This window comes from Nostoc sp. (assembly GCF_036916655.1).
Classification (GTDB): Bacteria; Cyanobacteriota; Cyanobacteriia; order Cyanobacteriales; family Nostocaceae; genus Nostoc.
Genome location: NZ_JBALFY010000099.1, coordinates 62,685 through 85,569 on the forward strand (window position 1 = coordinate 62,685; position 22,885 = coordinate 85,569).

At 38.9% G+C, this 22,885-nt stretch carries 17 protein-coding genes; 6 read left to right on the plus strand and 11 right to left on the minus strand.

Going from position 1 to position 22,885, the window contains the following annotated elements:
• Positions 1-209: 209 nt before the first annotated feature.
• Positions 210-1,667 carry a DNA phosphorothioation-associated putative methyltransferase gene (locus V7L31_RS26405; RefSeq protein ID WP_334699009.1) on the minus strand — a complete coding sequence of 486 codons (1,458 nt, stop codon included), beginning with the start codon at positions 1,665-1,667 and terminating at the stop codon, positions 210-212.
• Between the two features lie 51 nt (positions 1,668-1,718).
• The gene (gene dndE / locus V7L31_RS26410) at positions 1,719-2,105 is read right to left on the minus strand and encodes a DNA sulfur modification protein DndE (RefSeq protein WP_094345020.1); all 387 of its coding nucleotides are present in this window, start codon (positions 2,103-2,105) and stop codon (positions 1,719-1,721) included.
• 191 nt (positions 2,106-2,296) lie between these two features.
• Here dndE and V7L31_RS26415 point away from each other — a divergent pair, with 191 nt between their 5' ends.
• The 5 genes from V7L31_RS26415 to brxL are packed head-to-tail and all read left to right on the plus strand — an operon-like array spanning position 2,297 to position 11,520.
• The gene (locus tag V7L31_RS26415) at positions 2,297-3,121 is read left to right on the plus strand and encodes a DUF4007 family protein (RefSeq protein ID WP_334699010.1); all 825 of its coding nucleotides are present in this window, start codon (positions 2,297-2,299) and stop codon (positions 3,119-3,121) included.
• Positions 3,111-3,551, plus strand: a complete 441-nt coding sequence (locus tag V7L31_RS26420; protein WP_334699011.1) for a hypothetical protein — start codon at positions 3,111-3,113, stop codon at positions 3,549-3,551. The genes V7L31_RS26415 and V7L31_RS26420 overlap by 11 nt, the downstream gene beginning before the upstream one ends.
• Before the next feature lie 32 nt (positions 3,552-3,583).
• Positions 3,584-7,900: a hypothetical protein gene (locus V7L31_RS26425; RefSeq protein WP_334699012.1), complete on the plus strand. Its 4,317-nt coding sequence runs from the start codon at positions 3,584-3,586 to the stop codon at positions 7,898-7,900.
• Positions 7,893-10,100 carry a hypothetical protein gene (locus tag V7L31_RS26430; RefSeq protein ID WP_334699013.1) on the plus strand — a complete coding sequence of 736 codons (2,208 nt, stop codon included), beginning with the start codon at positions 7,893-7,895 and terminating at the stop codon, positions 10,098-10,100. The genes V7L31_RS26425 and V7L31_RS26430 overlap by 8 nt, the downstream gene beginning before the upstream one ends.
• Positions 10,072-11,520 (plus strand): BREX system Lon protease-like protein BrxL, encoded by a 1,449-nt coding sequence (gene brxL, locus V7L31_RS26435; RefSeq protein ID WP_334699014.1) that lies wholly within the window; start codon positions 10,072-10,074, stop codon positions 11,518-11,520. The genes V7L31_RS26430 and brxL overlap by 29 nt, the downstream gene beginning before the upstream one ends.
• Before the next feature lie 9 nt (positions 11,521-11,529).
• Here brxL and dndD read toward each other — a convergent pair whose 3' ends face one another.
• The 3 genes from dndD to dndC all read right to left on the minus strand — a co-directional run bounded on the left by dndD (position 11,530) and on the right by dndC (position 16,062).
• Positions 11,530-13,518 carry a DNA sulfur modification protein DndD gene (dndD, locus tag V7L31_RS26440; RefSeq protein ID WP_334699015.1) on the minus strand — a complete coding sequence of 663 codons (1,989 nt, stop codon included), beginning with the start codon at positions 13,516-13,518 and terminating at the stop codon, positions 11,530-11,532.
• Positions 13,519-13,711: 193 nt separating this feature from the next.
• Entirely contained in the window at positions 13,712-14,332 is a 621-nt protein-coding gene (locus V7L31_RS26445; RefSeq protein ID WP_334699016.1) for a Uma2 family endonuclease, read from the minus strand.
• Between the two features lie 74 nt (positions 14,333-14,406).
• Entirely contained in the window at positions 14,407-16,062 is a 1,656-nt protein-coding gene (gene dndC, locus V7L31_RS26450; RefSeq protein ID WP_334699017.1) for a DNA phosphorothioation system sulfurtransferase DndC, read from the minus strand.
• Between the two features lie 172 nt (positions 16,063-16,234).
• On the opposite strand from dndC, the gene V7L31_RS26455 reads away from it, so the two are divergent.
• Entirely contained in the window at positions 16,235-17,833 is a 1,599-nt protein-coding gene (locus V7L31_RS26455; protein ID WP_334699018.1) for a DGQHR domain-containing protein, read from the plus strand.
• Here V7L31_RS26455 and V7L31_RS26460 read toward each other — a convergent pair whose 3' ends face one another.
• From V7L31_RS26460 to V7L31_RS26485, 6 genes are all read right to left on the minus strand, one after another.
• Positions 17,834-18,775, minus strand: coding sequence for an HNH endonuclease (locus V7L31_RS26460; protein WP_334699019.1), 942 nt, complete (start codon positions 18,773-18,775; stop codon positions 17,834-17,836).
• 16 nt (positions 18,776-18,791) lie between these two features.
• Positions 18,792-19,262, minus strand: a complete 471-nt coding sequence (locus V7L31_RS26465) for a DNA phosphorothioation-associated protein 4 (protein ID WP_334699020.1) — start codon at positions 19,260-19,262, stop codon at positions 18,792-18,794.
• A 117-nt stretch (positions 19,263-19,379) separates the two neighbouring features.
• On the minus strand, positions 19,380-19,931 hold the full coding sequence (locus tag V7L31_RS26470) for a Uma2 family endonuclease (RefSeq protein WP_334699021.1): 552 nt from the start codon (positions 19,929-19,931) through the stop codon (positions 19,380-19,382).
• 35 nt (positions 19,932-19,966) lie between these two features.
• Positions 19,967-20,536 (minus strand): Uma2 family endonuclease, encoded by a 570-nt coding sequence (locus tag V7L31_RS26475; RefSeq protein ID WP_334699022.1) that lies wholly within the window; start codon positions 20,534-20,536, stop codon positions 19,967-19,969.
• Positions 20,537-20,547: 11 nt separating this feature from the next.
• Entirely contained in the window at positions 20,548-22,620 is a 2,073-nt protein-coding gene (locus tag V7L31_RS26480) for an AAA family ATPase (protein ID WP_334699023.1), read from the minus strand.
• Complete coding sequence (locus V7L31_RS26485) at positions 22,617-22,790, minus strand: hypothetical protein (RefSeq protein WP_180277607.1); 174 nt, start codon at positions 22,788-22,790, stop codon at positions 22,617-22,619. Before V7L31_RS26485 ends, V7L31_RS26480 begins: the two co-directional genes overlap by 4 nt.
• Positions 22,791-22,885 lie beyond the last annotated feature (95 nt).

The following is a 22,885-nucleotide window of genomic DNA, read 5'->3' on the forward strand; positions in this document are numbered from 1 at the left end:
TAATTGAATTGCAGTTATCTTGCCATAACTGCTGTCTAATTTCGTATAAGCACACAAACCTGCTAAGATTTCCTTTATTTATAGCTGTAGTCAGATATGTTAGGACAGTGTTGATTGACAAAAGCCTTGAAGCAACTGGGTTTATACTCAGCACTCAGCACTTTGCTATAAAATACATATCAGCAATACTCTAACAGTGTGGTTATTCCTTAATTTTCCTTAATTGAATAAACCTGATGCCCTCTGATTTCGACTCTGTGGGCAGCGAGGCATTTTTTCCAACCTTCACGAGTGCCGATATCGCTTTTGCTATTGAGCAATCCTAATTCCTGTTCTTGTTGGGTGAGTTTAGCAAATTCTTCGTAGCCTGGGTAGTCGCTGGTAACAAATGTTTCCTTACGGTGCAAAATCGGTGGATTTGCCCTAGTTTCGTAGTCTCGGTGAGTGACGAAGAGGGTTTTTAAATCAATACCGATGCTGGCTTTTAACGCCGGATGGGGATCGGTATCGAATTCAGGGTAAGACAGATAGGATATTTGCGGCTTATCAGTGTGATATTTGATTAATGTCGCTTCATCGATACGCCCAATGGTACGGCTAGCGCAACCTTCACAAATTCGTAGTATGGGATCGAGTGCTGCTAATGCCGAAACATGGACGTAAATAGCACCGCGTGTATGTTTACCAATTTTGCTTTTTTCACAAGCAGTTTTAATCACCCCAAGTTTACCTAAGCTGAAAAGCTTTTGATCGGCTACAAGGCACGCTTCCTCATAGCTACTAAAAAAGGCTTTGATATCGTGACGCATTTCTGGGGCTAGCTTTTGCCATGCAGGACGTTTATCAAAGTGGGTCAGGGCAAGATAAACTTGGATATCTAGAGAACGACGATAAGCGATCGCATCCCATTCAGCCTCATCAGTAGCTTGTAAAATTACACCGAAAGCACGGCGGAAGTTACCAAATTCGCTGAGTAACTCTTGTTCATTTTCCAACTCGCCTTTCACAGGTAGTCTACCGCGCTTGGTAAAAAAAGCCATGAGTGGTTGTAGCTGTTCTTGATAGTCTTCAAACCGCTTTATGGGAATACGGACTCTGGGTGTAGAAGTCGCAGAAAAGAAGCGGACAGCTTTGTAGCTTTCTTTTTGGGCTTCATCTCGAAAAACAAAGTAAACGCCTAGTGCGATCGGTACTGCATCGACATTTAGGACTTCATCAATATAAGTTTTGAGTTCTTGTTGTTCGTAATATTTCTGAAAAGTATTGCGACGCGTCACAATGCCATCATTGTAAGCAAGTTGGGTTTTACTGGGAGCGTTAATCAGGATTTGAGCCGCGACAATTAAAACTTTCCCAGTGAGTTCCCAAGCTTGGATTAGGCTTTGACGGCGTTCCTCTGAGTCTTCAATAACGTTGAGGACATAACCCAAGTTGACCACATCGGCGGCGGTGCGTGGTACATCGGGATAATAGTAAGGGTCCCAACCTGCACTGGTGTAACCTAAGTTTGCTACTCGCTGCACATCACCACCGTAGCCGCAGCCGTAGTCAAAAAAAGTGGTGTCTTGATTGAGGATTGACCCTTCTATAGCCAATCGTACAGGACGAGATATATCAATGCGAGCGATCGCAGCTCGATGACGCTCAATTTCTAGCGCTTCAGGCATAATATTAGTTGTCAGTTAACGGTGAAGAGTTAACAGTCAACTAATATCCTTTCAATTTTTAACCGCCAGTTCAATTAAATCTTCAATTTTCTTGATATTTGGATCGCCTGCTAAGTAGCCAATACCGCGATGCAAATGTAAGCGGAATTGGGTGGCGAGGGTTTCTTTATCGGTGGGATAACCATCGTTGTGACAGCGTTGTTTGAGGGCGAGGAGAAGTATATCAGACATTTCGCCGCCAAAAACGCGCCAACTCATTTCGACGTTGCTATCTTGGGGAATTGGGACGGGGGACGGTGTGGTTGATTCTGCGAGGGAACGACAAAATGCCCAACGGCATAGAATATTCCATTGGTCGATTTTGGTGCTGCGTTTAAGTTTGGTAAGTTGGTCTTTGGCTGTTTGGGAGAGTTTTATTCTTTCGATTGGGGATTCCATAACTAAAAATAAAAGGGGAAGAGTGAGTCTGTCTACGCACACTAATATCAATATTTAAAGTGGTATATATAGTAGTTAGGAATATACAATTCAATAGTTGTCTATATCCTCGCAGTCAATATCTCATATATATTTTGAATCTAGTGTCAGGAAAATATATTTAATTAAACTTCGCATTTAGAAAATATATTATGGCTAAATTGCAATTACATTTTAATGGCTCTTTTTCCTTTAAAAAAGACGAAATCAATAGACTGCTTCATACTGCTGCCCAAGAAAAAGGCTTAAATGATAGCTTGCCTAATTTGATGGAGAAAACAAGTTTAGGCAATGGCAAAGTAGGACGAGTAAAAAGTTGGGCAGTACGTGCAGGGTTAATTAAGAATAATCGCCCCAGTCGGGAAGGCGAAATTGTCTTGCGACTAGACTCAGGCTTAGAGTCAAATATTACAGACTGGTTGATGCACTTTTATTTAACTTTTGGTGATAAAGGACTACAACAAACACCAGAAAATCCTGTTGATTGGGGTGGATGGTCTTACTTTGTATATACGTTCTTGCCTCGTTATAGTAAATTTACTAGCGAGGAATTATTGTATCATATTGCTTCCGAGTTTGAAGAAGAAAGCAAAGTGATTGCTGACAGAATCAAATTTATCTTGCGGGCATACACTGAGTTTCAAGCTTTAGCATCCTGCAAGTTTATCATTCAACAACAGGATAAATATGTTGCTGGAAATGCCCATTTACCTAACTCTTACCTAGTGGGATATTTCCTAGCCAAGCTGTGGGAACGTGACTTTAAAGGCGAAGGTTCTGTTCTTACCGAGTCCATCGTGAACCAGAAAATGGGAATTGCTGCTGTACTGGGAATCAAAGCAGACACACTACAGGAACAGCTAAATGCACTAGAAGCTTACGGCATCATCGAACAGCGACGGGCAGTACCTCCTTTTCAAGTGATTCCGCGCTGGGATGAACCTTTGGCACTGCTGGAAAAAGCCTATGACGGATAAAGCTGATTTCCTACTGAGAGATGCTAGACCCGATGACAGAATTCACTTGCTACTGTGGGATACACCTGATGAAAGCGAACTAGTACGTATCGCTTTTGACAATAATGCCCAACGGGTCAACTACCGAAAAAATTTGCTACAAAGGATTCATCCGGGAGAAAATTTTCTCACGCTTCATCATAATTTGGATCTGGAATTGGCTGCTATCAAGTCAATGTGTTCTGGGGTTAACAAGCAGATTGTTTTACTGGAAGGGTTAGATTGTCTGATTACTTATCTACAGGTGACACCTGGTAGTCACATTACCCTTTTTTGGAAGCGACTGGAAGAGACTCGCAAGTTAGAAAAACTTTTGTGGATACTGTTACCCCAGCAACTAGCACCCAAAAATTGGTCGTCAGAGCGAATTAAGCGTATTCCTTCAGGATAATTATCACCTTGCATCTGCTATTTTAATTGATTATGCTCCTCAACCAACTTGTTGAAATCAACGAAAAGGGTAGTATTGCCAGTTCTGTCAACTTTGGGATGTTGGATGATTTAGAGAAGAATTTGCCTTTGTGTGAGAGTTTTATCTTTAATTACGACTCAACAAAACCTGAATTATCGACGGTTGGTATTTTGGATGCGGTACGCCGTAGCTATCATAGTCCAAATCAGCCGAATATCCATTTGATGATTCAACAATATGGTAAGGGTAAATCTCATTTTGCGATCGCTGTAGCCAATTTTTTCAAAAAACCCTTCCACAGTCAGGAAGTGCAAGGGATTTTGTCACAAGTAGAAAAAGCGACATCTGCCAAAAATCAGGCTATTTCTGAAGGATTGAAGCTTTTTAAACAAAACCAACGCCACCAACATTTAGTTATCTGTCTGAGTGGTGACATCGGCGGTGATATCAGAAAGCAATTTCTCCAACAACTCGTTAAAAGTCTAGAAGCAGCAGGTATTCAAGATTCTTTAGCACACCATATATGCAGCGAACCTTTGCGCTATTTGGAAACTTTGAATCCAGAGAATAGGGTAAAGGCAGAGAAATATTTACAAAGTATTGATAATCCTGATGGTGATTTAAATTCTCTGATTCGCTTACTCAGAGAAAATAACTCTGGTGTAATATCCACTGTTAAAAAAATTGCCTTTAAAATCACGGGATTTACTCCTGATTTTACTGCTGATATAAATATCCAAGCAATTTTAGAAGACCTGATAAAAAATCATTGCATTGGTGAAAATGCTCACTTTCAAGGGATTTTAATTTTATTTGATGAGCTAAACCAATATCTAAAAGCTTGGGCAGCAGATGATATTGGTGCTGGAGGTACTGCACTGCAAAATATTACCAACATTTGCGAAAACTATAAAGGCAAAATCGCTCTTTTAAGTTTCACCCAAATTCATCCCGCTCAAGGAGTTGGGATTTCTGCCAATGTAATACCAGAATACCAAAAGATTGCAACTCGCCTTGCACCAAAAGATGGGACTACTTACAACCCTGCTTCTAGCTTAGAACTGGTTATAGAGAATTTATTGTTGGTAAAAAATGCATCTATTTGGCAAACATTTCGTTCCCAATGGCATAACACTCTGAGGAGAGAAGCTGAAACAGCTTTCGAGCGAAGAATTAAAATTTATAAAAATAAAGGCTGGTCTTTTGAAGAATTTTCTACCCACTTATCCGAGGGTTGTTTTCCCCTCCATCCTCTGACGGCTTATCTGCTGTGCAACCTTGATTTTACCCAAGATAGAACTGCTATCCAGTTTATAAAAGGTGATGTGAAAAAGTTTATTGCAACTCAACCTGTGGAAAATGCTGGCAAAGCCAATTATATCTATCCCATTGCTTTAGTCGATACTTTTCTTGAAAACTTTTCTAACTACCCCGTTTATAACCACTACAAAAAAGCTGTGGATTTAGTGGCAGGTGCCGAGACTGACGATGAATTAGTTGTTCTCAAAGCCTTGTTTTTATATGAAGCTAGTGGCGAGAACCTGACCAAACCAGACCGAGAAGAACATCAAGATATTTTAGTAAGTTTGACAGGTTTATCTAAATCTCGACTCCAGGCAGGACTAGATAAACTTGAAAAGGAAAGAGATTTAATTTACCACCGACCAGAAATAAAACTTTATCGTTTCTGGGAAGGAATTAATCCTAAAAGCATTCAACAAGAAATTGAAGAAAAAATCAAATTAAAGCCAACATCAATTAACGAAGTTGTTGCTTATTGTGGAGAGATTAATATTCTTAAAAAATATCCTTATAATACCACAGTTATTGCAACAAAATTTGTTAAAGATAACAAACTAGTGAGTGAAGATTGGCAGTTTGAGCGTAAAATATATAGTATTGATAAATTCCTTAAAGCGTTAGAGAACAATCGTACTCTAAACGATACTAAAGAAAAGGGAATTTTCGCGTATGTAATCGCCGAAACACAAGAAGAGTTACAAGAATTACGGAATAATATAGCTAATTACTTGTCTAAATCGCTAATTAATAATCGAATTGCGATTGCTATTCCTACAGAAGAAACTGGAAATTTAGCTCGTGTAATTCTCAAGATAAAAGCTCTTGAAGAAACTAACCCTACTTCTCAAAAATTGTTAGGAAAAGCTTATCAAGAACAGCTTCAGCGTTGGCAAGAAGAGGTAAGCACACGGTTAACGCAGTTATTAAATAATTGCACTTATTATTGTGTGGGAATCGAGAAAATTCCACCAACAGAACAACACAAAACAGAACGGGTAATCAGCGTACTTCTACAAAATTTGTATCCCTTCGTCCCGCCTGTGGATGAAATTGATAAAATGCGTTCAGACCATCAGACAGGTAAAAAAATTGTCGGCTGGACTGCAAAACAAATCTTCATAGAAGATAATATCAGTCAACAAACACTTCAAGACCAGTCTTATAGGACTGTTCTTGACCAGATTTTTGTGAAGTTATGGGGTCTATTTAAGAAAACGTCTGATAAGTATATCGTTCAAGAACCAACTCATGAAAAAATCCGCGCTGCTTGGGATAAAATTTCTGAAATAACTGATTTAGAAGGATTGCCACAAAAGATTGTTGACTTAGAAAAAATTTGGCAAGTACTTTCTGCCCCACCGTTTGGTTATAGCGAGTATAACTTTACCATGTTGCTGGCAGGATGGTTGGCAATCCACCGCAAAGAAGTTTGTTTGCGAGGACGCGTCAAAATTACTACTAAGAAGGGAGAGTTTGTTCCTTCACAAGATAAGTCTCTGCAAAACTGGGGTAATACTGATATTCTCCAAAACCCCACCGCATTTGTTGACGACTGGATTGTTAAACAAAAGTCTAAACTGATTCGTCGCCAACAAGCAGAAATGCCAATTTCGGCATCACTAATAAACTATTACGATCAGGCGCAGCAGTATTTAGAGGCAGTTGTTGCTTTTTTAGAGTCTAATGAACCAGATGAGTTACAAAAAGAAGAATTAACTAAGAATAGAAAGCAGATGAGTGCTGCGGTTGCTGAAATTGACAAGTGGTTCCAACCAGTGCAAGCTGTGGAAAATCTACCTCATGATGCACAATTGTCAGCACTTTTACCACTTTACCCGCAACTGTTGGAGCGATCGCCAAACAACTCAATTTTACCAACACAACAACAACGCGATCGCTTCTCTCAAGCATTTCAAACTGTCAGTAATAAAATTGATCAACTTGTAGCAGCAGAAAACAAGCGTGCTGAGTCACTATCTACCGAACAAGCTTGCAATGCTTATCAAAGAGAAATTCCACATATTATTGACCAAATTAACCAAATTGCAGACTTGCCTCCCCACTTAATTGAGAGTTTGCAAAATGGCCTGCGTACCAGCAATATCAGATTAACAGACATTAGGCAGCAGGCAGAAGCAGGACAAAAGCAAGCTGAAGATACACAAATCATGCACAATATTCGCAATTCTGCAACAAAAATCAAAACTATTCATCTTTCTCAAGCAGCGCTGCAAGAAATTGAAAATTTACAATCTCGCTTCAATTATCCTGATAAATTTCAGGGTGAACTTGCTGAGATTGTACAGTCAATTCAAAACAAAATCACTAGCGATCGTTCTAGTCTGGCGAATCTCCGCACTCAACTACAGTTAGTAAAGAATCTCACAGAATTAGATGTTATTAATACTGAATACGCTAAGCTTGATGTTGTCTTTCAAGATTCGGCTGATTACCAAGTTTATCAAGAACTACAACCACAAATTCAGAGTTTAAAGCATGATCTAGAGCAAATACAAAGCCTAGAAAGCCGCTATCAACAAAGTGATTCTATTCCCAGTTGTAATGATGCTTTGGCAATAATTGCTAGTGGGGAGTTGAATATTTATAATGCTGACCGCTTTCAAGAGATAATTTCTCTGTTAGAAGCAAGTCTTAGGCATAAAATAGAAGAATATGAACAAAAAGAATCGCAAATTCTCCAACAAAAACAAGCTGCTGCCCAGCAATGGGTTAAAGATTTAGAAAACAGTTGTACTCAAATAAACGAATCGCTTGATGATGCGGAGAAACTAGAGGTAGCTAACAATCTACTTGAGCAAATTCAAGCTGGAAAATCTGATTATATTAACTTAATTAGTGTTACAGAAACTCAGTTACTAGAGAATATAGAACGTCAATGCGTTGAGGAACAGAAGAAAGATATAACCAATCAAATTTTCGTACTGTTGCGGCAACTTACCCGTTTAGGGCAACAAGATGTGTACGAGAGGTTAGGGCAAATTCTCTCAGAAAAGACGGATGAGTGATCAAAATATCATACTAGACCCCACTGGATTGTACGATATTCCCTCCGGCTATATCCGAATTACAACAGAGGTGGAATGGATAAAGTTCTTTGGAATCAGTGCCGATCCTTGCTGGGTAAGAGGTGAGCGATTATGCAAATGGGCAGAAACTTGGCTGCGATCGTGGAATAGGACTGAGGAAATCGCGGAAATTAAGCAGCATCCTCGCAACAAACTAGCACAATTGTTTGATACTGTACCCTTACCGGAAGACTGGACTAACGAGCAATTACTGATTTTCGCTAACAAGTTAGATGCTTATCCCCAAGACAACCCCATTGCCCACTTTTTAGCAGATAACATCACTGAAATTAATGGGCAGATATGGTTTGCCCAAGCATCCATTTCTCATCTCGCCACTTGGTTAGCAATTTTAGTTCCACAAGAATACAAACCTTTTGAGCAAGTTTGGCAGCAACAATTTAAAGAACATGAGTTAGTAACTTATTACCAAATTGAAGATAAATTATCGCTTTTGCGTCGGTGGTTAGGTATAGCAGAACCAGTTTTTAACGAGATTGGTAAATATCCTCTGCCAATTCCCGATTTACTCAGACAAGAGTTTGACACCTATTGGGAACAACTCATTTCTCGCACCGAAGGTAAAGTCTTGGATACCCTAATGCCTGCGAACCAAGTAGGTATGGAGCGAATTGCAAATTGTGCTTACAAGGTTCTTGGCAATCGACCTAACTGGATTAATCAAGCCAGAGAAGCCAAAGTTACCCCTTATCTTAGCTATCAGCAGAAGCAAGAATTAAATCTTAATCAACATCCCCCCCAACCCTTGGCTTTAGATGCTACTCCTGGGCAAGCTTTAGCTTGGGCAACAAAAGATTACCTGCCTTTCCGTCGCTGGGAAGTTATTAAGCAACCTGCCGTTGCACCAAAAATTAGTGATAGTTTGGCGGATAGCTTTGTTGAGTGGATGCTTCAGCACTACCCCAAAATGAAGGTAGACTCAGTAGAAAATTCCTACCTCAACTACAGTGTTGCCTCAAGAGTGCAAAATCTTTGCCAAGAAAGTCCTGTTTTTTGGGTTGTGGTCGATGGCTTAGGATGGTTAGATCATCTAGAACTTTTGTCTTTACTAACGAATAATTACAAACTGGTTGTAGAAACTGCCATTGAGCCTCGGTTTAGCATCCTACCCACTAAAACAGAATATGCCAAATGGAGTTTATACGCTCAACTTTTGCCTAATGATCCTGCTTGGGTTGCTGATGCTGGCAAAGCTTTTGTAAAAATGGGTATGGGCAAACGTTATACAGATAGACAAGTTGACAGACTTGACAGCGCTTTGAGAAAAAAGACTTCTAAGTTATATTGCTGGGATACAGATGAGTTCGATAGTCTTTATCACACTCAAAAAGATTGGCAAAGTCTTTACAAACTTGACCGTCCCCACGCCCTAGAAGGCATTGCCAAGAGAATTGATTACTGTTTGCAACAATACCCCGATCCAGATGCGCTAAGAATCGTTATTGCCAGCGATCATGGTCAAATGATGGGTACTTCCGAAAAAATCACCCATTGCCCTCCAGAACTGGAAGCTAAGGGGAGAATGGCGATTGGTAAAACTGATGATACTAGGTTTGTGGTTTTAGAAGGCGATCGCTACGGTCTTCCTCACGATATTAGTATTGTTAAAGGCTCCGCTAGCTTAGGTTCTTTTAGCTACACTAGCAATAAAAAAATTATCGGTTCTCACGGTGGGCTATTTCCCGAAGAAGTTGTGGTCGGCGTATCTGTTCTGCGAAAATCGATTCAACGTCTTCCTGTGCTGGTTTTTTGCTTGGGTGAAGGCAAACCCAAACAGGCAGGAGAACTAGAAATTACTATTGACAATCCTAACTCAGTGCCGCTAACAGACCTTTGCCTATATATTCACGAACTACCTGATTTTCAGCAGGGAAAACTATTAAAGCAAGAAATTTCTGCTAATCAGCGCTTCAGTTTTCAGGTAATACTTTGCGAAGTACCCACATTGCCCCCAAATTCTTCGGTAAATAACTTATCTTTAACTGGCAATTTAACTTTTAGATTTGCCTATGCTGAAATTGAAAGCACTGCTCTCACTCCTGACTCAAAAATTATTATTAACCAAATATATAGTAGTGGATTTGATATAGATGAATTCTTGGGAAGCAACAACCTATAATAACGATTTGGTTCGTGAGGTTTTCGGAAATCTCTGTATAGATAAAACTAGACTCCCATCTAGTGGACTCAGTTCTATTGGCGTGCCTAGTTTTGTGGCTGAATGGTTATTAGATAAAATAGTACCCGGTTCAGGAACACTTACATCAATAGAATTAGAGAAAATCAATAGTTTTATTAAAAAAGCCTTTCCCCGGAAAGATGACCGGAATGAAATTATTTTTGACCTCACTCAAGGGGAAATCCGAAAACTCATTGCTTTAATGCAGGTACGCATTAAATTAGAACAGGGAGGAAAAGTAATTCCTGAACCATTGGCACAAATTCCTACATTAAATTTGACTGAATGTAGCATTGCGACTGATATTGTCGAACGTTATAAAATACTGCTACGCCAAGGAATATGGGGCAAAATTACTCTGGCTATGCTTCCCGATGGCAAAGTGGAAGTGATGGATTTTGAACCATTTCAATGTTCACAAGTTGATTTACAAGGCTATGCGGAATGTCGAGCAAAATTCAATACACAACAATGGCGGGATTTAATATTTTGCTCAATGGGTTTTAACCCCCAGCATCCCAGTTATCAGCAGGAAGCTAAAACATGGATTTTGGCTAGATTATTACCATTAGTGGAAGCTAATTACCATGTCATAGAATTAGCTCCTAAAGGTACTGGAAAAAGCTTCTTTTTTGAAAATATCACTAGTAAAGTTACTTTAATTAGTGGTGGTAAAGTTACTCCTGCCCAATTATTTATCAACGGCAGAACTAAAGAAGTTGGGCTACTCGGTCGTCATGAAGTTGTGGTTTTAGATGAAGTTCAAAGTTTAACCTTCGATAATCCTGAAGAGATGATTGGCCCACTTAAAAATTATCTGGCTAGTGGTCGTTATAATCGCTCTGGTTTTGCAGATATTTCTAGTGACTGCGGGTTAGTGATGCTAGCTAATATTGAATTAGACGATCAATTAGAACCACGCAATGAAGATAATTTAATTGCGAACCTCCCGAAGTTTTTTGCCGAAACTGCATTATTAGACCGATTATCTGGTATTATTCCCGGTTGGAAAATTCCGAAGTTTCAAAGAGAAATGATAGCTTCTCAAGTTGGGTTAAAAATGGATTTCTTTGGTGAAGTATTACTATCTCTACGCCAAGATAATCGCTTCAGATTCTACGTAGAACAGCATACGAAATTTGCCAAAAATGTGACTATTCGTGACCAAAATGCTATTCTCAAATCAGCATCAGGTTTTCTAAAAATTCTCTATCCTCATTTAGAATTAACATTAATGGACTACGAGCGCGATTGCCTGGAACCTGCTTGTAAACTACGCCAAGCAATCCGAAATTCGCTATATTATCTCGATGATGAATTCAGGCAGTTTGGTAGAGAAATTTATGTGGAGACAAAGTAAATACTAGAATCACCAAAAATATTGATTCTCTACCACTGTTGTTTGGCGGGTGGAGGAGTCGTATTTGAGCAGATATTCGCGGGCGATCGCTTCATTTTCTCGCAGTGTTTCTACTTCTTTTTTGCCAATCTCAGTATCCGTAGATAACAAAATCACTTGATGGCTGGCGGATGGAAAGTAACGTTCAACTAAGTTGCTGCGGTGAGAGGAGTCTAGTCTACCTAGCGGCGTATCGATTGCTACTGGTAAGCGGTGTCCAGAGACTTTTGCTAAACCCCAGAGAAATGCGATCGCAAGTAATTGTTTTTCACCTGCTGATAAACGATGTTTCGGAACAGATTTACCATTTAAATCATAAAGCAAAAGGCTGAAAGTCTTAGTATCAATAGTGATGCGATGCACTAAGTCTGATTTGTGTAGGAGATAAAGGAAGCAATTTTTAACTTCCTCCTCTAATTTATTGAGTTTTCGCAGAGTTAATTTTTCACGAAAAATCTTGAGTGTATTTTGAACTTTAGCCGCAGAGGTAATGATATGTTCGCTATTTTTATGCTTAATATTTTCTACAGTATAATCACTTAATTCTCTCTTTGACTTGGCAATAATAGTTTCTAATTCAGCTAAACGGCGGCGGATTGTTTCGTAATTTGCTTTGGCTTCAACAACTTGATTTTGTGCCGCTTCTAGTGCTTGACGCAGCTTTGTATAATCTTCTGGTGCTGCTGCTGTTTGTACTTGCCTTTCTAGAGTATGAATTTCTTCTTCTTTGTTTTTGAGAAGAGCTAATTTTTCTTTTGCAGAAAGTTTGGAATTTTGTAAGTGATATATGAGATTATCTAGTTGACTTAAAGTTTCATCATCGGCTAATAACCAAGGTGCTTCTATCTGGAGAGTCTTTGCATATAAATTATCTACATCTTGGATTAAAAATGATTGGATTTTTTCAACTTCTATCGGAGAAATTTCAACTTTATTTAGCCAAGTGAGTAAGCGCTGATCTCGTTCAAGTAACAAATCTTTAGAAATTTGTACCTGTTGATGGCGAAATTCCTTTTCTCCCTGTGCTTGCGCCTGATTAAGCAAATTGGGAATCAATGCCAGAGGTAAAACATCAGCCGCCAATTCACACATCGACTGACGTACTTGTTCAATTTCCGCAGTTTTTGTATCCTGTTGTAATTCTAGTTGATTGCGTTCTGCTGCAATCTTCCCACCTTCATAAATAAATTTATCAAAGGCTTCTTGCTGCTTTTGTTCTAACTCTTCTACCTGATTTTTGAGAGTTTCTGATTTTTCTTCTGTGGTTTGATAATCTTCTTGTTGTTGGGTTAATCTAGTTTCAATTTCCTCTAGGTTAGCTAAATCCTTACTATTACCAACTTCTTTCAGTTTACGGTTAACTAAGATATCTAAATCAACTGCTAAACGGTCTGCCAACTCTAGCCCTAAAAGTCCACGAATTGCATCTACTACAACTGGTGGTGGTGTTTCCTGTTCTGCAAGTTCTTTAACTTGTTCCCCATCAAAGAGAAATAAGTTAGAAATCCCTAATGGCAGGAGATTTTCAATATATTCATCCCAGATATTAACTAAAGCATCAGGCCAGGTATCACTATCGCCTAAAATACCTAATGTATCTTTACCGTCTTTAGGATTTTTTGTCCAACTACGCACAACACGGTATTTTATTGGTTTATCGTTCTCGATATGTTCAAAAAGTAATTCAATACGAGTGTCTGCAACTGGATCTATTTTGTTGTTAACACATTGATTTAGAAAATCGCTATAACTTAAATTACCACGGGTAGAACATTGGGCACGAGCGCCATAAAGAGCGAGACGAATGGCATCCATAAAGGTGGTTTTTCCGCCGCCATTCATCCCACCTAATAGGATGATTGGGTGAGAGTTTTCCTCATCAATTTTTGGGTTAAGATTGATTACCTGTTTGCCACTGTATGGGCCAAAATTTTGTAATACGAGTTCAAGAAATATCATTGATTTTTAAGATTAACATGAGTTCGACAGCGATCGCAGAAGCAGAAAGTTTGTGATGAAAGGAATCAGATAAAATTAATTAGATGGTTTTGTCTGACGCATTGAGAAAAAATATTGTCTATGAAATATAGATAATACGATCACTAACTGTTAAGAAATGCGATTGTATCTGTCTCGGTGTTTGTAAGTGTGGCTAGATTTGCACACCACCAGCTTGAAAAATCTGTTCGGCGGTTAAATTCAATTCTGGGAAAGTAGGCGAGACAATATGGGTATCGCCTTTAAATTGAGTAACTTGGTACTCACCATCAATTAATTGATAAATGGATATAGTAGGCAGCTTAGGATTACCAATAAACTTCCTAGCACCTATAGCCGCATAATCTATAATCCAATATTCGGGGATACCTATAGCTTCATAATCAGCTAACTTTTTGTAGTAATCATCTCGCCAATTAGTACTAACAACTTCAATAACTAATGGAATAGACGTAGCTTGAGATACAGTTGATTCTTTTTTCCATAAAGGCTCATTCACTAAATTTGGTCGATTGATTATTAAGATGTCTGGTGAATAAGCTGATTCACCTTCAAATGGCTTGACTAATACAGTTTTTGGAATGAAGTAAGGAAGTTTTTGTCGCCCAATTTCGATAGATATATTTAGCGCCAAAAAACCAACAACATCCTCATGATCTCCCACTGGTTGTGCAATTTCAATAATCACGCCATCATGTAATTCGTATCTTCCACCATCAGGCCGCCAAGCTGCAAAATCTTCAAAAGTTACTAATTTGTGTGTGGCTTGAATCATATAACCTCGCTTGTTTTAAGATAATCAAACTTTGTCAAGCGTTCTTTAAGTAGTTTGTTGACTCCCGTCTTCTATTATTCTAAAATTTCCTTTTTAAATTTCATACTTGCCCAAGTTACCTCTTCATCATTTTCACTTTCACCTTCATCTACCTCATTAATTGCTGCAACATCGCCCAAAGTCATCTGCTTGACTTTTGCAACATCACCTTGACTAACTGCTTCGCTTAATTCGCGTTTCAAACGAGCATTTTTAATCGCATCTTCAGGAGAACGAGAACTCGTATTAAAACATTTTTCTAGGGTTTCGTATATTCCCACGCGACGAGTCTTTTTGCGATACTGGCGTTCTGTGTCTAACAATTTCGCCATCAGTTCCAAGTGCATCGCGTCACCTTCACAGATTTCTTCTAATACTATCCATTCATCACGACCTAGTAAGCTATAGTCAGCACCAGGACGGGGATCTTGAAATTCTTCGCCTGTCACTTCTTGATAAATCCGGGGTAAGCTATCATCAAATTCGTGTTTTTCTTCTAGCCAAATACGGCGAATTTCGCTCATCTCTTCTAAAGTAATTAAGGTGATATCGCGCATATTTTCTGGCGCTGTTCGACGGGTTTTTGTTTGCGCTTCTAATAATCGTCTGAGCCAATGTTCCCGACAATATTTGGTATAGGGGCCGTGAATTGGTTCAATAGAGGTTTCACCATCTACATGACGTTCAAAAAGTTGGACTTCTCCCCAGATGCGACGGAAGTCTCTTTTATCGCGGTCATCTCTATTATCTAATTCATTACGGATATCTAATAGAGGCTGCATCCATTCTTTTTCTTCATCATTTTGAATCATTGCCTCCATTGATTTATCCTTACTAACAATTGTGCAAACCCAACAGCCAAATCGAGAATCACCACAGCTAGCAGTCGAAGTATCAACAACTAGTGGACATTCATTATCTGCTGTAGCGCCTCGATACATGGTGAATAAGTCTTTATTGCTATACTCCCAAGGATTTTGCCACTGATTTAAGTAAATCCAAACTTCATCAGTACGCCAATCTTCGATGGGGCTATAAATTAAAGAATTAGGCAAGCTTGCACTATGGTAAAGGAGAGACGTAGGTGAACTTGAATCAGAAATTAGACGATCTTTTAGGCTACCTGCTTGATGCTTTTCCATTGAGATAGCACGTTTAATACTTTCAGCTTTGCGAGTACCTAAAATAAGAATAACTTCCCCATTTACTCTAACTACATCACGGATAAAGTGGTTAGAAGGATGAATTTTTAGACGGTCTGTACACCAACGAAATTTTCCTCGCGGCGTTGGATAACCTTTACCAATCAAGCTTACCCAGAATGTCTCTTTGATTTCTGGGTGTAATAAATGGGGTTCAATGGGCATTTTCTGTTCTTGAGCAGCAACTTTCATCCTTTCTAAGGATTTGCGTACCCAAACAGAGACTACAGGGTTTTCTACTAGTGTGTCAGTTGTAATAACATGAATAATCTTTTTTCGCTTTTCAACTGGTAGCGCTGCGATCGCATTCCAGATAAGCTGTAAGGTAGCAGTACTATCTTTGCCGCCCGAATAGCCGACCACCCAAGGTATCTCATCTAAACAATACAATTCTTGAATTTCAGTGGTGAGAGCTTGGATATAGTCCACTAACTCTGCTACAGTACGTGTTTGCTGGTTTTTATTTTCTGCTTGTTGTGCTGTAGTCATTTCTCCTTCTCTCTGAAAACACTGGCTTAATATCTGGGCAAATAGAATTCACGTCTAGATAGACAAAACCCATCTCCGGGGGTTGAATAAAAGTTTTTAAAAACTTTACTACTAATATCCAAATTTTTGGATAATTAAACGACATAATCCTATTCTGTTTTTAAAATTTAACATGAAAGATAGTGCATCTGACCCCACTGCTGACATCGCTAGAGAATATCTGGAACGGGAAAACAAGGAAAAACAGGTACTAGCTTTACTCCTGGAGAAGTTTTTAGGAAGAAAAGATCAGATTCTCGTTCAAAAAACCGAGATGGGTGGTACTGAAGCTTATGTTAGCTCTGTTACCTTGGAATGGTTCGCAGGTCGGGTTCACTTCGCCTCTGGCTTACCTCTATTTCAAAAAAAGTATAATCCTGAGACTGATAATGTCGAGATTGACGCGGATAGTATTGATGAAATTCAGCAGCGTCCCCTTGATTGGTCACGTCAAGCGCCACTAGTACAGTATTTAGCGGCTCGACAAAATCACAAGTTTCCGCCAGTACTGGTAGTAATTAATCAACCGTGGGTGGATAATCCCAAAGCTGCTGAGTGGGATAGTGAAGGACGCGCCACAAAGTCTACTACTGATTTCATCCCCCTAGATAAAGACGCTAAAGTAGGTCTGCTAAATATTTCTGAGGATGATGTAACCATTTATGCACTAGATGGTCAACACCGATTAATGGGTGTACAGGGATTAATGGAGTTAATTAAAACTCGCAAACTCCAGCGCTATAAAAAAGATAAAGGTGCTGATGACAGTTTTATTACAGTCAATGATTTGATAGAAAAGTACCAAGTAGACTTTGGTTACTTGCAAAATTTACCCAAGGAAAAAATTGGTATTGAGTTCATCTGTGCGGTAGCGCCTGGGGAAACTCGTACCCAGGCGAGGCGGAGGGTGAGATCGATTTTTGTTCATGTCAACCTGATGGCTGCACCCTTGACTAAAGGTCAGCTAACGCAGTTGAATGAAGATGATGGCTTTGCGATCGTTGCTAGAAAAATTGCAGTTACACATCCACTATTAGAACAAAAACAAGATCGCAATCCCCGTGTTAATTGGAATAGTGCAACAGTAGCCTCTAATTCTACAGTTTTGACGACTTTGCAAGCTCTGCAAGATATGTCTGAGCGCTATTTGGCTCAAAAGTTCCCTCACTGGAAACCCTTGGAGAAAGGTCTAATTCCCATGCGTCCAGAGGATGAAGAACTTGAGCAGGGAATTGAGGAATTTAAAAAGCTATTTGATTCTTTGGCTAGTCTTTCCAGTTATAAAATTTTAGAACACGAAGATACACCAGCTTTACGGCGCTTCAGCTTTGAGAAGGATGGAGGTGAAGGAAATATGCTTTTCCGTCCAGTTGCTCAAGTTGCATTAGCGCAAGCTTTGGGAATTTTGGTATTTAAAAAAGGTTTTTCTCTGGCTGATATTTTCAAGAAACTGCGGAAGTTTGACCAGCAAGGTGGTTTTAGTGGTATGGAATATCCCCAATCTCTCTGGTATGGGGTTTTATATGACCCAAATAAAAAACGGGTGCAGGTTGCTGGAAGAGATTTAGCAGCGAAGTTATTGGTTTATATCCTCGGTGGAATTCAGGAACAGATGGAACGTGCTGAACTTCGTAAAGCTTTGGCCGATGCTAGGACTGTGGAAGATAAAACTATAGGTTTTGACGGCAAGTTTGTTGAACCGAAAGCGGTAGGACTTCCACCTATCCTATAATTATGCTTGAAATATATTTTGGCGATGCCATTGAAGTGCTTCCAATTCTGGAAAGTGTTGCTCTGTATTTGGTAGAAGTATTATTTCACCTTCAAAATCTTTCATAGGTTTAGCATGGGGAGATGCTTCTTCCAAATCATTACTAACTATAATTTTGTATTGCTCATCTACAGCAAACCAACCCCTATCAAATGCCCAATGATGGTTTTTACAAAGAGCTATTCCATTATGAATTTTATTATCATAAAACTGTGAAAATGGTTTGATGTGTGCGCCATCCACAATATTTTGATTTACTTTTTTAGTTACTTTTAGTCTACAAAAGGCACATCTATAATCATAAACGTGTACAATTGCTTTCCTAAAAAAAGCATTTCTAATAACTGCTCGTTTCAAGCTCCACGTTGGATTATTATCTAAATTTCCTGTTTCAATTATTTTTTCTATATCTACTGCGTCATGTTGAAAAGTTTGATTTATTTGTAAAATAGACTCTATATAATTTTCATTATCAGAAAAGAAAGCTGCCACAAGTGCATCAATTAGTTCTTTTCTGCAAAATTCATCTTGCAAAAAGTTAAATAAGTCACTGTCTAGATATGCGTATTCAACAGCCTCTTTTAGTTTGTTAATTGTTTTTGGCTGTAACCCATTAAATTCAGGCTTAAATTTCAAGTACCAAAAGCCTTCATTTTGCAGATGAAAGAAAGGATAGTGTAAACCACCTTTGTAAGATGGAGAAGCGATTACATTCCAATACCTCTCAAATGTTTGAACTAATTCGTCTGAAACTGGAATCTCATTAGTAGTAATGACACCTCGCGCAATTAAATCAATTACAGATAAAAGTAATATTGGTTTATATTGAGCATTACCACGCTTCCTGCTACTACTCACATTTAATTCAGCAAATTGTTGACAATAATATACTATATTTTTCATATTTAATAAGTAGTAATCAATTTAAGAATTTACTGAGGTCAAATTCTTCTTCTAGCTGTTCTTTTGTTCCTCTTTCAGAAATCAGAACTAATAGAATTCGCTCTGAGTAGTCAACAGAACCGCGCAACTCACTTTGTAAAATTTCTAGTCCGGCGTTAGCATATTCTTCAAATATTTGAGTACGTTTATCTTCATCTTCTTCTTCTCTAGATGAGAGTATGTTGATATCTTGCGTTTCATTGATTCCTAATAATTTAATTATTAGGTCATAACCTAATGAAGCAAAATTTTCTTGTGGAATTGGAGATGGTTCTCTTTTTGTAGTTTCTCCCAAAGGAACGCGCTTTTTATTTTTAACGCCCAATGCTGCTGCAAACACCATTACTTCTACATAAGTCTGAAAAGGCCCAGTTGTGTCTTTTGATGCGACTAGAGATTTCACCAACTCAGCCTTATCTTTAGCAACCCTAATTCTGTTTGCAGCCATTGTTTTAATATATACTGTGTTGCTATTTTAACCGAAACTCAAAAGCGATGCCTACGGCTGGCTTACGCATACGCACTTAATAACCACATTATTTTATACTAGTATGTGGGCGATCGCTTAAACAAACAAATTATCCACTAACATAGTCCATTCTGGCACTGCGGGTTCAGCTTCAGCCACCTCACCACGGCGATACACTTGCGGTTCTTCAGGATTACTAGCACGATATACTCTAATAACTTCCTCTTTGAGTACGTCTACATCCCAAACTACCAACGTACCAGCCGCAAAATAATCACGGCGTTTACTAGCCATATCTTTTTCAGCCTTATCACCGTAATCATTTTCACTTCGCACCTCAACAGCAAACACAGGCGCACCATTAAGAAACTTTCCGTCTGTAGGTTTGCCAGTATAAAACGCAGCATCAGGACTTAAAGAACGGCGATTAGGGAGATTGACAATAAAACCGACATTATCAGGCAAAGCATAACCACTTTTTGTCAATCGTTCATAATCCCGTAGACTTGCATAAATTTCACCACCTGCACGTCCTGGTAAAAATCCAGTTGGAGACATCAGCACCAATTTCCCATTGACAATCTCTGCTTTACAATTGTCAGGTAAGTGGTACAAATCTTCAATAGTTGCTTCAGTTTTAATACTCATAAAACCCCTAATCATGAATCGAGGATAATCCTAATTTAAATGGGAAACTGAACATTCTCATACACCAAAGAAATCGGGAAGTGGAAATCAACGCTGGTTAAATGAACCTCATCCCCTTCTTCATAAGGATGTAACTCCCAGAGTCCTCTATCATTTAACCGGAAGCAATCTAAACCAATTTTTTCAGCATCGATGAGGACATATTCTTGCAAAGTCTGAATACGGCGATACCGCGTAAATTTTTTACCTCTATCGTAAGCTTCAGTACTTGGGGACAGAACTTCAACAATTAAACAAGGATATTGGAGAAATTCAATAGCTTGTTTATCTCGTTCATCGCAACTCACCACAACATCGGGATAATGAAAAGGCCCTTTCTCAGATACACCTACTTTCGCATCCGCCATAAAGGGAAGACACCCACTCCCCCTTAGATGAATTTTTAACGCTGAAGCTAAGTTTAAAGCAATAGTTGTATGGGGAAGAGTACCCCCAGTCATGGCGAAAACTTCACCATCAATATATTCATATTTAATTTCTTGGCGTTCTTCCCATTCCAGATATTCCTGCGGAGACATATAATTTCTGTCTGAACTCGCAACCATAACTTTATCCTTTAAAGATTACGTTCAACCGCGATAATTTCAGTATACTCAAACTCGTTCGGACTTTGTTTCACCAAAGGATATCTTTCTCCACCCAACTCAATATAATCTTGTTCGCAATCCGGCTTAGATGAATAATACGTAAGCACATATTCTCTACCAATTCTCTGTGTCATTTCTGCTTCAACTTCACCCCGCCACTGAGTCTTAGTTACTAAAACTATCAACTGATTCGCTAATTGGGGAATTGTCTTCGCAATGTGTCGCCGCGAATTCTCATCCAAGCTACCAAAGGGTGAATCCATGACAATTGGGAAAGTACTACTGTCGGGAATCATCATCATTTTTCGTTTCTCACTCCATTCCCGCACTTTGTCAATGATGCTGGCAATAAAGGATAAACTGAGAATTTGATTTTCGCCTGTGGATGCTGCAACTGGTGCTTCTATCCCTGTGGTATTTTCTACTAATGTCAGTTCATATTTATCGCTAATTTTAGGAATGTATGGAGTTACAGAAATCTCCGTAAATATTTCTTGCACTCGCTTTTCTAGTTGCAGGCGAAATTGTTGTTCTTGGCGATTTCTAACTTCCGTTAACCGTTCAATTGCATCTTGAGTTGCGTTAATCCGTCGCTGTGCTAAAGTTTGCTTGTCTTCATTCAGCTTTTGCTTGGCAATTTGTTTATTTAAACCTTCAATCTCAGTTGTGAGTTGAGCAATTTGCTGCTGATTTGCACCCTGTTCTCGATTTAATTCATCAATTTTACTTTCAATTTCATCTAAGCGTTTTTGTAAACTGCTAATTTCTTCATTAGCATCTTTTCGCAACCGTTCTTGAATATTGTCTAAATCGCTTTCAATTTGAGATATACTTTGCCTTAACTGATTAATTCTGGTTTGTTCTCTATCAACCTCTTCCCAAAATCCTATAGCTTGCTTATCAATTTCGTCTACTTGAGCTATCATCCGAATTGCAGTTTCTTCTACCGCCGAAGAACCGGCTTTATTTAACCACGTACTCACATGAGTATGAGAATGATTACCCGCGTGTAATTCTGCGCCACAAATACAGCGCTGAGAATTGAGTAAATCATTCACAAATTCCCGCGAGATTCCAGAGGTTAAATCGCCTCGCTGTTTCAAATCATTGATTATTCCTCGGAATTGGGATGTCGTTTCTGAGAGTAAAACTGTATAACCCCGCGCGGAAATAACTTTTTTTAGTGCTTCTTTGGTTTTTTTATATTCTTCTTGATTCGCCGTTTTCTGTGATTCTAAATACTGCCATCTTTCTTGCAATTCCTTAGCAGCACTCAATTCTCGCAAACGGTTACTTGTCTCTTTTTTAAAAGTTTGTTGATATTCTAACTCTTCTTTAATTTCAGTTTGCCGCTTGGTAATGCGTTCGCGTTCGCGTTCTATCTTTTCTTGCTGTCGTAATAGTTGTTTTGTTTCAGAATCACCAATAGCTTTTAACTCATTTTCTAGAGTTTTTTTAGCATCTCCCAAATGTCTGATGGAACGGTTGATTACTTCCACACCCAAGAAAATTTTTGTAGCTTCGGCAATTTCAGCTTTTTTGTCAGAACGGACTATTTCTTCAATTCGTTCGCCGTCAAAGAAAAAGTATTGATGTAAAGTAGCGGGTAAAATTTGATTAATGATATCGTCTGGTTGCTGAGTTGGTATATTCCATTTGCCATCATCTGCACCAACCCACATGGTTAATTGAGTTTTGCCAGCGTCAAAATCACCTTCGTTTTTATAACCCCGACAGGCGCGTTTAACTCGATAGCGTTTACCTTCATGTTCCCAGCCAATCTCTACCCAACATTCTACGGCTTGACCTTTTTGAGCTTCTGCGATCGCACGCTTATTCACCAACTGCTCTATCGATGCAAATGCTGCACTAAATTTATCATACAATACCCACGTAAAGGCATTTAGTAAACTGGTTTTTCCAGAGCCATTATTGCCATGAATAATCGTTGTATTCTGAGCCTCTCCCCCAGCGATAATCATCTCTGGTGTCATACCATAAAAGGAGCGAAAGTTGCATAGCTTGATTGAAGTCAGCTTCATCGCACCTCTTCCTTAATAATGTCCAAAATATTATCATTTATATGGCTGTTAATCTTCTTATCTAGCCTGCCTTTCTCCAGTTTCCATACCCGCTCAATAATTTGCCGCACTTCCGGCGGTGCGCTGGTTATTGGCTCCTGTACATCATCAATATTCGCCTCTTGTGACATCTTCAGTATAGAAATATAGTTTTTCTATATTTTAACTTTCTCTAGTACTGCATTTACCTCCGTAAAGTCACTGCTAGCGTTAGCTTTAATTTTGC

Coding starts and splice junctions, on each gene's coding strand:
- V7L31_RS26405 (WP_334699009.1), bottom strand. CDS start 1,667: ATGCCTGAAGCGCTAGAAATTGAGCGTCATCGAGCTGCGATCGCTCGC.
- dndE (WP_094345020.1), bottom strand. CDS start 2,105: ATGGAATCCCCAATCGAAAGAATAAAACTCTCCCAAACAGCCAAAGAC.
- V7L31_RS26415 (WP_334699010.1), top strand. CDS start 2,297: ATGGCTAAATTGCAATTACATTTTAATGGCTCTTTTTCCTTTAAAAAA.
- V7L31_RS26420 (WP_334699011.1), top strand. CDS start 3,111: ATGACGGATAAAGCTGATTTCCTACTGAGAGATGCTAGACCCGATGAC.
- V7L31_RS26425 (WP_334699012.1), top strand. CDS start 3,584: ATGCTCCTCAACCAACTTGTTGAAATCAACGAAAAGGGTAGTATTGCC.
- V7L31_RS26430 (WP_334699013.1), top strand. CDS start 7,893: ATGAGTGATCAAAATATCATACTAGACCCCACTGGATTGTACGATATT.
- brxL (WP_334699014.1), top strand. CDS start 10,072: ATGAATTCTTGGGAAGCAACAACCTATAATAACGATTTGGTTCGTGAG.
- dndD (WP_334699015.1), bottom strand. CDS start 13,518: ATGATATTTCTTGAACTCGTATTACAAAATTTTGGCCCATACAGTGGC.
- V7L31_RS26445 (WP_334699016.1), bottom strand. CDS start 14,332: ATGATTCAAGCCACACACAAATTAGTAACTTTTGAAGATTTTGCAGCT.
- dndC (WP_334699017.1), bottom strand. CDS start 16,062: ATGACTACAGCACAACAAGCAGAAAATAAAAACCAGCAAACACGTACT.
- V7L31_RS26455 (WP_334699018.1), top strand. CDS start 16,235: ATGAAAGATAGTGCATCTGACCCCACTGCTGACATCGCTAGAGAATAT.
- V7L31_RS26460 (WP_334699019.1), bottom strand. CDS start 18,775: ATGAAAAATATAGTATATTATTGTCAACAATTTGCTGAATTAAATGTG.
- V7L31_RS26465 (WP_334699020.1), bottom strand. CDS start 19,262: ATGGCTGCAAACAGAATTAGGGTTGCTAAAGATAAGGCTGAGTTGGTG.
- V7L31_RS26470 (WP_334699021.1), bottom strand. CDS start 19,931: ATGAGTATTAAAACTGAAGCAACTATTGAAGATTTGTACCACTTACCT.
- V7L31_RS26475 (WP_334699022.1), bottom strand. CDS start 20,536: ATGGTTGCGAGTTCAGACAGAAATTATATGTCTCCGCAGGAATATCTG.
- V7L31_RS26480 (WP_334699023.1), bottom strand. CDS start 22,620: ATGAAGCTGACTTCAATCAAGCTATGCAACTTTCGCTCCTTTTATGGT.
- V7L31_RS26485 (WP_180277607.1), bottom strand. CDS start 22,790: ATGTCACAAGAGGCGAATATTGATGATGTACAGGAGCCAATAACCAGC.